The following is a 13,740-nucleotide window of genomic DNA, read 5'->3' as shown; positions in this document are numbered from 1 at the left end:
TATGAGTTCCTTGACATTGAATGCGGCACATGCCGCTGGTGGGAGCAATCGGCTCTAGCCCGCGGCTGTCAAATGCACGACCGCTGACTGCCCGAGAGGCCTGATGCCGCCGCATGGAATGCAGGCGTCATGAAGGCGGCGTCGTTGCATTCGTGCCCGTATGCAGCGAAGCGGTTCCGGCGCCTGCGCAACGTGCCTTCCTTGCGCGGCAATAACGGGCTACCGGGGGGGATGCCCGACAATCAACTGCAAACAACCGAAATTTCACGATGAGCGACTCGCCCCTGTTAAAAACCGCGACGCTGCATGCCGCGCGCGAAGCGCTGCAGCGCCTGCCGCAATTGCAGCGCTTGCTGGAGACACCGACGGCGCAGGCGTTGCTGCTTCGCTACCGCCGCGAGCATGTGGCCGAGGCGATGCGCGATAGGCTCGACGCGCTGCGCCAGTCCATCTGCGCCGGCGCGGCGAAAGGCGTCGCACCTTACTTCGTCGAAGCCACATTCTTCATCGAAGTTCGCGACGAGCTCGCGCGCCGCCACGCCAGCCGCCTGGTGCGCGTGATCAATGCCACCGGCATCGCGCTGCATACCAATCTCGGCCGCGCGCCGCTGGCTGCGGAAGCGCTGGACGCGATCGTTGAAACCGCCGCCGGCTACTGCAATCTGGAATTCGATCTCGCCACCGGCGAACGCGGCTCGCGCCATGCGCTGGTCGAGGAGAGACTGTGTCGGCTCACCGGCGGCGAGGCGGCGCTGGCGGTCAACAATGGCGCGGCCGCGGTGCTGCTGGCGCTGATGGCATTGGCTGCGGGCGGCGAAGTGATCGTCTCGCGCGGGGAGCTCATCGAGATCGGCGGCTCCTTTCGCATCCCGGATGTGATTGCGCAAAGCGGCGCGCGCCTGGTGGAGGTCGGCGCGACCAACAAGACCCGCATCGATGACTACCGTCGCGCCATCGGACCGGCTACCCGCGTGCTGCTGGCCAGCCATCCGAGCAATTTCCGCATCACCGGCTTCACCGAGCGGCCGCCGCGCGAGCAGCTTGCGGCGCTGGCGCGCGAGCATGGCCTGCCCTTCATCGAAGACCTCGGCAGCGGCGCGCTGGTCGGCATGGAAGCCTTCGGCCTGCCGCACGAGCCCACGGTGGCCGAGACGCTGCGCGCCGGCGCCGACCTGGTGAGCTTCAGCGGTGACAAGCTGCTCGGTGGGCCGCAGGCCGGCATCCTGATCGGTCGAAAGGAAATCGTGGCGCGGTTAAAGCGCCATCCGCTGCTGCGCGCACTGCGCTGCGACAAGCTGGCGCTGGCGGCACTGGAAGCCACGCTGGCGCTGTACGAAGCGCCGACGCCGCCACAGCAGCGCGTGCCGCTGCTGCGCATGCTGGCCGAAACGCCGCAAGCCGTAGCGCGCCGCGCAAGGCGGCTGGCAGGACTGCTGCGCGCGATTCCCGGGCTCGATGTCGTCGTGGCGCAGGATCGTTCGCCGGTAGGGGGCGGCTCGCTGCCCGGCGATACGCTGCCAAGCACGACACTCCTGCTCAAGACCAGCGACATTTCCGCCGATGGCATTGCGCGGCGGCTGCGGCAAGCGCGTCCTGCCGTGATCGGCCGCATCGCCAGGGACCGCTTCATTCTCGACCTGCGCACCGTAAATGACGCAGAGGTGCGCGAGCTGGCGCGTCTCGTCGCGGAGGCGCTGGCCGCCTCATCAGCATCTTGACCCGGCGTCGCCTTAATCTTGACTTAACGCGGTCGGACTAAGCTAGGAGCATGCACGCAAGGCACCGTCCTTGCGACGCTTCTCGCGCGTTCATTCTCATCGCACGCAGGAATGGGATGGACGCATGCAGCGGACGGCCAGGACGCGCGGGCAGGGTTGTATCGCCGGAGACGTCCTTGCCCGGGCATCGTCCAGTCAGCGGCAGAACCGACCGTTCGCGCAGGCTTCGGGATGCCGCCGCCGCGGGGATCCCACCAGTCTTCAAGGAGAACATTCAATGGCTACCACGCGCACCAGAATCAAACTGCTGACCCTGACCTCTGCTTCGCTGTTGCTGATGAGCCTTGCCGCTCCGGGCATGGCGCAGAACACCTCGCCGCAGCCAGCCGCCAGCAAGGCTGCAGCCGGCAAGTCCTACGATGCGTCGGACACCATGGAACAGGTCAGGGAAGCCAGGACGGTGGTCGAAAAGATGAAAGCCGATCCCAACGTCAAGCAGTTGCTCGAACAGTCCAAGGGCGTTTTCCTCGTGCCGACCTATGGCCGCGGCGGCTGGGGCATCGGTATCCATGGCGGCGAGGGCGTGATGCTCACGCATTCCGGGCACAAGTGGAGCAACCCGGTTTTCTACAATATGGGCGGCGTCAGCATCGGCCTGCAGGGCGGCGCCGAAGCCGGGTCGATCGCGATGCTGCTGATGAACGATAAGGCTGTCAGCAAGTTCATGGACGACAATAATTTCTCGCTCAACGCCAATGCCGGACTGACGATCGTCAATTACACCGGCAAGGCACAGGCGGACGTCGGGCACGGCGATATCATCGTGTGGGCCGACACCAAGGGCGCCTACGCCAATGCCAGCGTCGGCGTATCCGACATTCACCGGGACGTCAGCGACACCAAGGCGTTCTACAAGACCGACGCCAGCGCGAAGGACATAGTGAACGGCAAGGTGAGCAGCACTGAGGCCGATGCGTTGAAGCAGGCGCTGCCAACCGGCAAATGAGGCAGGGCCGGCGCAAGCCGGCCTTGCGCCGACATGGCCAGGATTCTTCGATGGGCCGGGGTGATGCTCGCGCTGTGCGCCATCCTCCTAGGGGCCGCCTTGCTGTTTGCAAGGCAGCTTGTGGAGTTCGCGGCCGGCGCCGCCGTAGGGCGCGACGTGCGCATCGAGGGCGATTTGAGCATCGATTACGGGCTGACGACCCGCGTGCATGCTTCGCGGCTGAAGATCGCCAATCCGGATTGGAGCCACTATCCCGATATGCTGACGGTACAGTCGGCGACCGTCGCAATAAGCTTGCGCGCGCTCGCGCATGGCCGCCTGGTATTGCCGGAACTCAGGCTGCAGGCGCCGGCGCTCTATCTGCAGAAAACCACGCAGGGCCTGGTCAGCTGGCACATCGGCGGCACGGCCCATGGCAGCAGGAGCGGCGTCGCGTCAGCGCTGTGGCCGCCGCTCGTTGAGCACTTGTCGATGAGCAATGGCATGCTGGCCTACGACGGCCCGGGCACCAGGAATCCGTTCACGGCAAGGCTTCAGCGGCTGGAGGCCAGCACGGACAGCGCTCAGGGCCTGACCCTGACGGCGAACGGCACCCTGGCCGGCCAGGCCTATCGGCTCGATGCACACGGACCGACATTGCAGCGCGCGGCACATGGGAGCGACGGCACCTATCCGTTCACGCTGCATCTCTCTTCCGCGCTCCTGCGCCTTTCCGCCAGCGGCAGCCTTGGATGGCCGTTGGCGCAAAGGGCATCGGACATGCGGGTGAACCTCGAGGGCGACAGTCTGTTCCGACTCGTGCCGGGTGACCGCAATCACTCGAGCGATCACGGCTTCACGGCCGAGGGCCGTCTTTCCGGCAGCGGCGGCAAATGGGCGCTGACGGATCTGCAGGCGCGCTCGGGCGGGTCGCAGCTGCAAGGTTCGATCGCGCTGGACCTGTCCGGATCCCGGCCTTCCTTGCGTGCCGACCTGAACGCGCCGGCGATCCGCTTCGACCTTGCAAGGCAAATCGCCGCCACATGGAAAGCCCATGCCGCGAGCGCGCATCAGGCCGGACAGCAGGCATCGGCATGGAGCCGGCTCGATGCGCTCGATGCGCAGGCGTATCTGGCCGTGGGCCGGCTCACCGGCAGCGATCCTGCCGTGCACGACCTGGCGCTGGACCTGTCCTTGCACAATGGCGACCTCATGCTGGACCCGATCCGCTTCGCCGTCGGGAGTGATCGGATTTCGGGACGAATCGAACTGCAGGCCGCGCAAGCGCCGCGCAAGGCGCGCCTTGCGCTTCGATACCAGGGCGCAGGCGACGGCTTTGCGACAGCGAAAGCAGAAGCGACCGGCTTTGGCACCGGGCAAGTCAGCGCGGCGTTGCAGGCGCATATCGAGCACCTCAGGCTGTCCGAGGCGCTTGCGCCATTCGGGCTCGGGCAGCGCTTTGCCGGCCTGCTGGATGCGGACATCAACGTCACGACCGACCCGCACGACGCGGACATGGGCCGCATCCGCTATCGCGACGCCGCCGGCACCGACTTCACGCTGCGGCTGTCCGGTGGACCGGAGCGGCTTCGCGTCCGCGGCCGCGGGCGGTTCGAGAAGAGGCCGTTTCGGGTCGACGGCAGCGCCGCGCCGCTGGCGCGGCTGCCGGGTGCCGACGAATTTCCGTTCGATCTGCATGTGACTGCGCTTGACACCAGGGCGCATATCGTCGGCGCGCTTGCCGCGCCGTTCGGCGACAGGCGGCTGCAGTCGACGCTCGATATCCGCGGACCGAATCCGCGCCGGATCGAACCCGTAGTCAGGTTCCGCCTGCCCGAGTTGCCGCATTACCGCCTCACGGGCGCGCTCACCATGCAGGATGGGCTATGGCGCTTCTCCGACTTCAGCGGCAGGGTGGGTGACAGTGACCTGTCGGGCTGGATGGAGGTGGACAACCGCGCTGCGAAGCCGCGCGTAAGGGCGCGGCTGCATTCATCGTTGCTCGACCTGCAGGATCTTGCCGGCATCGTCGGCGCCGCGCCCGGCAAGCAGAGCAAGGTATTCCCAGATGCGAATTTCGACTTCCCGAGTTTTCGTGGCTTCGATGCCGACATACGATATGCGGCCGCGCGCGTGGACGCCGGCAATTACCCGATCCACAGCCTGCGCCTGTCCTTCCGGGTACAGGACGGACGGCTGCGCCTGACGCCGCTGGTGGCGGGCGTCGGCGGCGGCACGGTGAAGATGTACCTGCACCTGGTCGACAAGCCGGGAGAGCGGCCGGTGCGGGGACGCCTGAAGCTCGATGTCGAGCGTGTCAGTCTGGCGCAATTGCTGCGGCCGTTCCCGCTGGCGGCTGGCAGCGCCGGACGGATACATGGGCATGGCAGCTTCCGGACCCGCGGCGAGTCGGTTGCAAAGATGCTGGGCGCCATTGACGGCCGCGCCTGGCTCGCGATGGACCGCGGCAGGCTCAATGCGGAACTGGTCGAGCTGGCCGGCCTGGATCTCGGGGAGACGCTGCTCCTGAAGCGGCAGGGCGAGCGCACCGTCAACCTGAACTGCGCCTATATCGGCGCCCGCGCCCGGCGCGGCGCCCTTTCGATCGGGACCGCGCTTCTCGACACGACCGACACCAGATTCACGATGGAGGGCGCCATCAGCCTGCGCAGCGAGCATTACGACCTGCGCATCCTGCCGCATCCGAAGGACGCCAGCCTGCTCTCCGCGCGCGCGCCGCTGCTGCTGGAAGGCAGCTTCAGGCGCCCGGACTTTCATCCCGCATGGGCCAGCCTGGCCGCGCGCGGCGCGGCCGCCATGGTGCTGGGCGCGATTGCGCCGCCGGCGGCGCTCCTGGCGTTCATCGAGCCCGGCTTGGCGAAGCAGGGTCATGCCGACTGCAACAGGCTGCCGCCGCATTGACACGCCCAGGCCGGGCATTATCCGCCCGGTTGCGGGGCAACGCTTCTTCGCGCGTGACCATAGCGGTCGCGCTCTTTCAACCTGCTTCATGGAGGCAATATGGATAGGAGAATCAGGCGAGCCGTATCCGCGGTACTTGGCGCGGCCATGGCATTGAGTTGTGCTCTGGCAGGGGCGCAGCCGCTTTCACCCGGAGCAGGCGCGGAAGGCGCGAAACCGAGACATGACATGCGGTCCTCTGCACGGGCCGATGCTTCCAGGAACGATGCCGGCAACGGCGGGCGCGATGCACGCCAGGCGCCGGTGCTGGCGATAGTTCCCGCCAACGATCCGGACCGTCCGCCGCGCCATGACGGCGGCGGATGCTGGTTGCGGCTGATGGACAACCTCGGCGCGGCCGGGGGCAGCGCAAGCATGACCATCATCGGAGCCAAATACATGCCCGATCTGAAGACCGTGGCGGGCGAGGACTGGTCGAGGAAGATGGACGGCGTCAGCATCGGCCCCGACGCGCTGGTCACGATACTTCCCGAGCCGGGCTACCGGGGCCACCCGGTAACCCTGCGGCCCAACGAGGTGCTGCAGGACCTGCGCCGGAACAGCGGCTTTCTGCACGGCGTCGAATCGCTGAAGGTCGATTGCAGGGGGTGAATGGCGCACGACCGCGGGGCGCGGGCCGCTGCCTGCGGCGCATCGGCTGGAGAGGTCCCTTCCAGCCGATGCAACGGCGCATGATGCGCAGTCTTACTTCGAGCCCGTGGCCGAACCGCTGTTGCTGCTGTCGGGGGTGCTTGCGCCCAGGTTGACGTTGTTGGCGCCCGGCCGGCCGGTGAATGCCGCGCTGCCGGATGCAACCGGGTGGCTTGCGTGTCCGGCACCGTTGGATGCGCCGTTGGACACCGGGTGCGGACCGGTCATCTTGAGAGCAGCGTCGAGATGCTTGTCAATGACGGGAAGCAGGCCCGATGCGACCTGGATCAGGTCCTGGTCCTTGGCCTGCTTCTGTATCTTGACCAGCAGGTCATGCGTATGCCGATGGTCGGCAACGCCTGCCTGCTGCAGGAATTGCCGGTCGAACTTGTCGCCGGACAGCTTGCGCAGCTTTTTCCTTTCCGCCTCCTGCTTGGCATTGGGATGGTCCGGCAGGGTGACATCCTTCTTTTGCGCGAGGTTTTTCAGCTTCTCGGCCGCGTCGGTGTGATCGTTGATCAGTATCTTCGCGTAGTTCCGGACCTGTTCATCCTTGCTTTTTTCCATGGCCAGGCTGGCGACCGATATCTCCGCCAGGTTGCCCTGGGCGAGATCCCGCATCATCTGCCCGTCGGCAGCTGCAAGCTTGTCGCTGCTCGCGGGCTTCGATGCGGAAGATCCGGATGTGCTGGACAAGTCCGTGCTCGAACTCTTCGTGCCGGAAGTCGCGCCGGTCTGCGCATGGGCCAGCGGCGCGCACAAGGCCATTGCCAGCGCGGTGACGCCGATGGCGCTCCTGATCGGGTTGTCGGTTCTCATTGGTTGTCCTCCAGTATGTTGAAGATACGTTTTCGCATGCGGTGCAGTTCCGCGATTCTGAAGACGCAATCCATGGCCCGCCGTATGCATGCGGCGTTGTTGCGCCCGCCATCTCGGGCCGCGCGCGCGCCGGTGCTGTGCTTAACGAGCATAGGTCTCCAAGGTTAAGCCGGGATTAACCAGCCCAGGCGCGCCCGCATACCGGTCGCTGTTGCGACTGCCGTGTTGCAGTCGTTCCGTCACATGGAGGAAGCCTCTTCAGGGTCCGCTAAGCTGCAGCAGACTACGGCGACGGGCAACGTCAGCCCGCCGTGCTGCGTCGTCGGCAAGCAACCATGCTCAAGGCGCGCAATCGATTTTCAGTGAATCGATCGACTGTGTGAACTTCAGGTTGCCGCGTAACTGCGGCTCGCGCGTGCCGGGCGCCAGGGTCGCGGTCTGGTGACTGTATCGCTGGTTCTCGAATATCGAGACAGTGGCTTTCGGTCCAACGATCACGCTTTCCGTCTTGTGTTTCCAGTAGACCCCGCCCGCCGGAGTGTGCAGCGAAGGCAGCGCGACCGGTCCAGCGATCGTCAAGTCATCGGTACCCTTGAATGCAGGCTCCGGAAACAGCCTTACCCAGCAGCCTTTCGCAAGAGTCGGGTCGGTGCGCACTTCGGTCGGCGCGATGATCAGCTCCGGCGATACGACCGGCGCGAGCGGAATGCCGGCGGGTTTTGCATCCGGGCCAGGGCTTGCGGCGTATGCGTGCGCGAAAAACAGTGCGCAGGCCGCGGGAAAGAACACTCTTGGCAGGTTTCGCATGGGATCTCCTTTTCATCGTGTGCATGATGCTCAGCGGTGACATGTCGGGCTGCATCGCTTTTCCGGGACGCGGGCGCCGCGCCACGATTCGTTTTCAAGGCCAGGACACGCCGTCATGCCTGGCGCCGTGCAGGGCCTTTTTCCATCGGTCATGCTTGCAACTTGCCGTGCTGCGCACATGGATCTTCTCTGCATCGCTCAGTTCCATGGTCCTCCCGCCAATCGCAAGCCAGGTGCGCACGGGCGCTGCAGAGGACATGCCAGGCCAGCGAACATGGCCGCCTGCCAACGCCGCGGCAACGACTTGCCCCTGCTGCCTGCCATGCCGTGCCGCCTGCGAGGCGGTGGCGCGGACAATGGCGGGCGCGCTATCCCTGTCAACGTCTTCATTGCGCGACGCCATCGCTTCGCGCAGGCGCGCCTCGTGCATGGATGGCGCCGGCGATGCTGCGCGGCGCAGGAACCTGGCTGCCGTTTGCCGCCGGCCAGCCTTCGCGCTGCTGCTTGCGGTCGCCATCGGTGTCTTCGGTCTGGTCATGGAAGAGCAGCTGACTGGTCGGGAACGGAAGATCGATGCCGTGCACCGTCAGCGCCAGCTTGACGCGTTCCAGCACCTTGTCGGTAATGTCGAGCGCGTCGGCGCGGCGTGGTGGCTTGATCCACCAGCGCAGGCGTATCGTCACGTTGTAATCGCCATAGCCGATCACCAGCGCATCAGGCACCGGCTCGCTGACAATGCCATCGACGCCACGGACCGCTTCCAGCATCACATGCTTGGCGAGCTGTATATCGTCGCCATTGCCGATGCCGACGTCATACTGCATGCGGCGGATATCCAGTGCGGTGTTGACGATGACGGAGGCCTTGAACAGTTCCGCGTTCGGGATGATGACCGCGCGCCCGTCATACGTGCGAAGCGTGGTGGCCCGGGTTTCTATCTTTTCTATCGTGCCTTCATAGGAGCCGAACACGATCTGGTCGTCGATGCGGAACGGCTCGGTGACGAGTATCAGGATGCCGGCCAGGAAATTCTCGAAGATGTCCTTGAAGGCAAAGCCGATGGCGATGCCGGTAATGCCCAGGGCGCTGATGAGGTTGGCCGGCGTAAAGGAGGGAAAGGCAATGGTGACGGCAAGAAGCAAGCCGAACAGCAGCGTGCCCCACTGCGCCACCCTGCCGAGTACCAGGGCCAGGTTGCGATGACGGCGGCGCGCGGCGAACTGCTGCACCAGGGCCTTGATGCCGCGGGCCGTGAACAGGAACAGGATGAAGACCAGGATGCCGAGCGCGGCACTGGGCAGCAGCCGCATCGCATTCGTGATCAGCTGCTGCAGGCGTTCATAAGCGATCAACAATTCGGATTGCACGGCATCGCCTTTCCAGCGTCAGGATAAGAGCATGTCCTGCCATCGGCGCATGGCAAGTCTGATGGCCTATCGTCAGGCATGTTCCGCATTCCTGAGTATCCTGGCGCGGCGTCTCTTCAGGACTTCCAGGAATTCGGCCATGACAAACAGCACACCGCGTTCCTCATAGGCGAATCGGCCTGCGCTGCTTGCCCGGTCCACCTTTTCCTGCTGCTCCGAGATTCTTGCTCCTACTTCCCTTATGCAAACGCTGATCCGGGACAATTCTTCACTGCTCGCAAATAGGCTTGACATGATGTTTCCATTGTGTGTGAGGAAACCTGGTGCCGGATCCATGCTGCAAGGCTGTCGCGATCTCCTATTTTTCCGTCCAGAGCCGGTCACGGAAAGTCAGCCTGAGCTTGCGGTCGCCTCGCATCGGTTCGGCTTCGATCAAGAAGTCGATGACTTCTCCCTCGACGAAATCGTAGGTTCCGAGGTAGGTCACCGACCCGTTGGAATCGATTTCCCGCATGGGAATGCGGCGTCGCTGACCGGTAAGGTCCCGTGCATCTGCGTGGACCCGGGCATGCGTGGTCAGCAAAGCGCGGTCCTTTTTCTCCGCCACCATCACATTGAGCACGCCGCGCCGCGGATCGTGATGAATGCCGTTCGCACGCGCCGTTTCTTCCGGGAGGCTCTCACTGCTCACGGTGCTGGCCCGCAGCACATAAGGCCCTTCGCTGACGCTATGCGATTGCGCCAGAACGGCGCCGGGCGCCATGACTAGGCCGACAAGGAGCATCACGGAAATCACGAAGGCTGGCGAGAAACTCGGATGCCATGCATGCCGGGTGTTTGCCTGTCGATAAAGAGCATTCATTGCTGTCCGCATCCAAGAGATATTCGGCACCAACGCATTGTCGCGGGTAGATCGGCGCATATGACCGGAGTTCCTTGACAGGCCCGCGCCTTAACGCTCGCTTAATCTTGCCGCTCGAATCATAAGTCGAAGCCCTTTTCGCGCATGCCGAGTCCGGAACTCGGCCGCGGGCAGCATGTCGAATTATATATTTGCAGGAATGCTGTTTTCCCTGGCGTCCGCTCGCTAGCCTGGTCGACTTGTCGTTCCTGACCCGCGGCAGCAGGCGTAAGGGTTCAGGGAGTGCCATTGAAAGGATCGGCAATCCATCGTCAATCAGCCTCGCGGTGCAGAAAGGCGGGAGAGCCGTTTTTGCCGTTGAGCCAGGAGAACTGCCATGCGGGTCTTGCTTGCGGAAGATGATCCAATGATAGGGGCGAGCATCCGCCAGTATCTGCGCAACGAAGGATATGCGGTGGATCACCTGCGGGATGGCCGGTCAGTCAACGAGGTCCTGGACAGCGAGCATTTTGATCTGCTGTTGCTGGATCTCGCGCTGCCGACCCGCAGCGGCATGGAAATCCTGCAGCAGTTGCGCAGCGTCGGCAACGCCATGCCGGTCATCATCGTCACGGCGCGGGATCGGGTAGACGACCGGGTCGCGGGACTCGACTTCGGCGCTGATGATTACCTGGTCAAGCCTTTCAGCCTGCGTGAACTGGCGGCGCGGATACGCTGCGCCTTGAGGCGAAGCGTCGGAAGAAGCGATGCCGACATCGAACTCGATGGAATACGGATCTGCACGCATACCCGTCGTGTGAGCTGCCATGGCGAAGATGTCCTGCTTTCGGCGAAGGAGTATGCGATTGTCGAAGCGCTGACGCGACGGCCGGGAACGATCCTTTCCAAGGCGCAGATCGAGGAGCGCCTGTATGGCTGGGGTGACGACGTGGACAGCAATACCGTGGCAGTCCATATCCATTCGATCAGGCAAAAGCTCGGGCAGAACTTCATCCATACTCTTCGCGGCGTCGGCTATTTCGTTCCGGGATCGGGAAAGGCGGAGCAATGACGTCCCTGCGGATCCGGCTGACGCTGTTCCTGCTGTTGGCCACCGTCATGGTCGCGGCGCTGGTAGGCTGGCTGACCTTCGAGCAAACGCTGTCCCAGAACAAAAAACTGTTTGATTACCAGCTGAAACAGACGGCGCTCACTCTGCGCGACAAGGGCACATCGATACACTGGGAGCCGGATTTCTATATCGGCGAGTCCGCCGACACGGTGGCCCAGGTCCTTTCGGCCGATGGCACGGTCCGATACCGTTCCGATCCGGGCGTCGCCTTGCCGAAGAAGCTCGATCCGGGATTCAACGACGTCATCATCGAAGGCATGCGCTGGCGAATCTACAGCATGCCGCGTAGTGATCGCGTGATACAGGTAGCCCAGCCTTGGGAAATTCGCCGCCGGCTGGCGCTTGCCGCAACCTTCGACAGCCTGGCGCCTATGCTCGCGTTCGTACCGGCCATGGTGGTCTTCATCTGGTGGCTCATCGGTCGCGAACTCAGGCCCTTGCGCCGCCTCGAGAGGGAGGTGGTGAAGCGGCATGCGCGCTCGATGGATCCGGTATCCGAGCAGGGGTTGCCATCCGAAGTCGCGCCGGTGGCGCACGCGCTGAACCGGCTGCTGGGACGATTGCGCCGCGCATTTCACAACGAGCGCGCCTTCATCAGCGATGCCGCCCACGAGCTGCGGTCCCCGGTGACTGCGCTGCAGCTGCAGCTGGAGATGCTGGAACAGGAACTGGCGGTGCGAAGCCGGCCGCAGTCTCTCGACGAGCTGAGCGAAGGCGTCAAGCGCATCAGCCGCCTGATCGAGCAATTGCTGACCGCAGCCTCGACCGATCACGACGAAGAAACCGCGGCGTTCAAGAACCTCGATCTCGTCGAGGCAATGCGGCGCGTCATCGGAGAGTGCTTTGCCTATGCCACGGAGCGGCACATCGACATCCGTTTCGACGCCCCGGACAGCATGCTGGTGCATGGCGACGCGCATCGCCTGCGCATCCTGATGCGCAACCTGCTCGACAATGCGATCCGCTACACGCCGGAACACGGCGTTGTCGCCATCAGGATGGCTTGCCATGACGGGAATGCGCTGCTGAGTCTGGACGACTCGGGGCCGGGCATCCCCGAGTCCGAACGCTGCCAGGTATTCAGGCGTTTTTACCGCGGACGGCATGCCGGTCAGCCGGGGAGCGGATTGGGGCTGGCCATCGTGCGCAATATCGCCACGCTGCATCAGGCGCGCATTGCGCTCAGTGCTTCGGATATTGGCGGGCTCAGGGTCGAGGTCAGTTTTCCGATGACCAGGATCAGATCGCCGCAACCTGCCGCAGATAATCAGCCGCAGGTTGGATCGGCTGACGCGGCGCAGCTGCGCGAGGCCTTGCAGCGGTGAACAGGCTGGGCCTCTGTCATGGACATCGCGCCGGCTGCGCAGCGCAACAGAAGGCCTCATGCCACTTGTGAGAATGGATATGCATAAAAAGCAGACAATACTGCCCTACGATGCGAGCCGCCTGCTCGAATTCCTGCTCGAACGGATCAACGCAAAGCAGGACCGGCAGCTTGCGCAACGACTGGGGGTATCGAGCAGCATCATTCAAGGCATACGCACGCAGCGCATACCTTTGAGCGGGTCGCTTCTGACGCGCATGGCCGACTGCGCCAACTGCGCCGTTGCCGAGCTTCGGTTCGTCCTGGGTGACAGGCGCAGCAGGATTCGCCTGTCGCACTCCATCTCCGCCGCGCCTGCGGCCCAGTATCGGGTCCTTGTCCTTCCAAGCGAACCGGGCAAGGTGAAGCCGGACGTCCGTTGCGCGCACTTCTGTCATGGCGGAACGCCCGATGAAAAATGCGACAAGGGAGTGGAACAAGAGACGTCATCGCTCCTCGGCGCGGTGACGCAGCCTTAAATTTCGCTTAACGCTTCCCGGCTACATTGACAGTACCGGATGGCGCGCGAGCATCGCCGCCCCGTGTTCATCATATGTCCAACCTGTTTCATAACCACGTCAAGGCAAGGAGGGCTTCATGTTCAGTGCAATGCCCAGTTCAAGCGTCGTATGCGCGGTCGCATTGACTGGAGCCGCCCGACTTTCGCTTGCGCAGAGTGCTGTTCCAGTCAAGCCGCAAGTGGCGCCAAACGGCATCAGCTATGTCAGTGGCGGCGCCGGCGAGGCGCAGCAGCAGGCAATGAGGGCCGCGATGCAGGACTATATCCTGCACTTGCTCTTCGTCCGGCCCAAGAGTGGTGAGTACCTCAGCAATGTCAAGATCCGGGTCGATCACAAAGGCCAAGGAAGGAACGACGAGTACATGCTCGATGTGTCGTCCGCCGGGCCGATGCTTTTTGTCCAGCTGCCCGACGGCAGCTACCGGGTAAGGGCCGAACACGGAGGACAGGTCCAGACCAAGGCGATCACGATACGTTGCGATGAGCCCAAGGAGCTGGTGTACTACTTCCCCGAAAAGTAAGGGCTGGGCATTGGCAATGACGCATCTGCCCGTTCCTTGTCCCGCATCGGGCTGC

General features: G+C 64.0%; 14 protein-coding genes. 8 read left to right on the top strand and 6 right to left on the bottom strand.

Going from position 1 to position 13,740, the window contains the following annotated elements; genetic code table 11:
* Nucleotides 1–269 precede the first annotated feature (269 nt).
* From selA to JJB74_RS18320, 4 genes are all read left to right on the top strand, one after another.
* Nucleotides 270–1,718, top strand: a complete 1,449-nt coding sequence (selA, locus tag JJB74_RS18335; RefSeq protein WP_200594179.1) for an L-seryl-tRNA(Sec) selenium transferase — start codon at nt 270–272, stop codon at nt 1,716–1,718.
* Nucleotides 1,719–1,995: 277 nt separating this feature from the next.
* Entirely contained in the window at nt 1,996–2,724 is a 729-nt protein-coding gene (locus JJB74_RS18330; protein ID WP_200594177.1) for a lipid-binding SYLF domain-containing protein, read from the top strand.
* Between the two features lie 33 nt (nt 2,725–2,757).
* Nucleotides 2,758–5,625: an AsmA family protein gene (locus tag JJB74_RS18325; RefSeq protein ID WP_200594175.1), complete on the top strand. Its 2,868-nt coding sequence runs from the start codon at nt 2,758–2,760 to the stop codon at nt 5,623–5,625.
* A 228-nt stretch (nt 5,626–5,853) separates the two neighbouring features.
* Nucleotides 5,854–6,276 carry a hypothetical protein gene (locus JJB74_RS18320; RefSeq protein WP_200594173.1) on the top strand — a complete coding sequence of 141 codons (423 nt, stop codon included), beginning with the start codon at nt 5,854–5,856 and terminating at the stop codon, nt 6,274–6,276.
* 93 nt (nt 6,277–6,369) lie between these two features.
* On the opposite strand, the gene JJB74_RS18315 is transcribed toward JJB74_RS18320, so the two are convergent.
* The 6 genes from JJB74_RS18315 to JJB74_RS18290 form a co-directional block, all read right to left on the bottom strand.
* The gene (locus JJB74_RS18315) at nt 6,370–7,134 is read right to left on the bottom strand and encodes a DUF4142 domain-containing protein (protein ID WP_200594171.1); all 765 of its coding nucleotides are present in this window, start codon (nt 7,132–7,134) and stop codon (nt 6,370–6,372) included.
* Between the two features lie 339 nt (nt 7,135–7,473).
* Nucleotides 7,474–7,941, bottom strand: a complete 468-nt coding sequence (locus tag JJB74_RS18310; RefSeq protein WP_200594169.1) for a hypothetical protein — start codon at nt 7,939–7,941, stop codon at nt 7,474–7,476.
* 94 nt (nt 7,942–8,035) lie between these two features.
* Complete coding sequence (locus JJB74_RS18305) at nt 8,036–8,371, bottom strand: hypothetical protein (protein ID WP_200594167.1); 336 nt, start codon at nt 8,369–8,371, stop codon at nt 8,036–8,038.
* Entirely contained in the window at nt 8,328–9,308 is a 981-nt protein-coding gene (locus tag JJB74_RS18300) for a mechanosensitive ion channel family protein (RefSeq protein ID WP_200594165.1), read from the bottom strand. The genes JJB74_RS18305 and JJB74_RS18300 overlap by 44 nt, the downstream gene beginning before the upstream one ends.
* 72 nt (nt 9,309–9,380) lie before the next feature.
* Nucleotides 9,381–9,602 carry a hypothetical protein gene (locus tag JJB74_RS18295; RefSeq protein ID WP_200594163.1) on the bottom strand — a complete coding sequence of 74 codons (222 nt, stop codon included), beginning with the start codon at nt 9,600–9,602 and terminating at the stop codon, nt 9,381–9,383.
* Between the two features lie 64 nt (nt 9,603–9,666).
* Nucleotides 9,667–10,200, bottom strand: coding sequence for a DUF4426 domain-containing protein (locus JJB74_RS18290; protein WP_325170144.1), 534 nt, complete (start codon nt 10,198–10,200; stop codon nt 9,667–9,669).
* A 346-nt stretch (nt 10,201–10,546) separates the two neighbouring features.
* Between JJB74_RS18290 and JJB74_RS18285 the strand changes: the two genes are divergently transcribed.
* The 4 genes from JJB74_RS18285 to JJB74_RS18270 all read left to right on the top strand — a co-directional run bounded on the left by JJB74_RS18285 (nt 10,547) and on the right by JJB74_RS18270 (nt 13,685).
* Nucleotides 10,547–11,221 carry a response regulator gene (locus tag JJB74_RS18285; RefSeq protein ID WP_200594159.1) on the top strand — a complete coding sequence of 225 codons (675 nt, stop codon included), beginning with the start codon at nt 10,547–10,549 and terminating at the stop codon, nt 11,219–11,221.
* Nucleotides 11,218–12,606, top strand: a complete 1,389-nt coding sequence (locus JJB74_RS18280) for an ATP-binding protein (RefSeq protein WP_200594157.1) — start codon at nt 11,218–11,220, stop codon at nt 12,604–12,606. Before JJB74_RS18285 ends, JJB74_RS18280 begins: the two co-directional genes overlap by 4 nt.
* Before the next feature lie 79 nt (nt 12,607–12,685).
* The gene (locus JJB74_RS18275; protein WP_200594155.1) at nt 12,686–13,123 is read left to right on the top strand and encodes a hypothetical protein; all 438 of its coding nucleotides are present in this window, start codon (nt 12,686–12,688) and stop codon (nt 13,121–13,123) included.
* A gap of 118 nt (nt 13,124–13,241) precedes the next feature.
* Nucleotides 13,242–13,685, top strand: coding sequence for a hypothetical protein (locus tag JJB74_RS18270; protein WP_200594153.1), 444 nt, complete (start codon nt 13,242–13,244; stop codon nt 13,683–13,685).
* Nucleotides 13,686–13,740 lie beyond the last annotated feature (55 nt).

The sequence above is a fragment of the Noviherbaspirillum pedocola genome (genome assembly GCF_016632335.1).
Taxonomy (GTDB): domain Bacteria; phylum Pseudomonadota; class Gammaproteobacteria; order Burkholderiales; family Burkholderiaceae_D; genus Noviherbaspirillum_A; species Noviherbaspirillum_A pedocola.
This window is presented reverse-complemented; position numbering and strand designations above follow the sequence as displayed.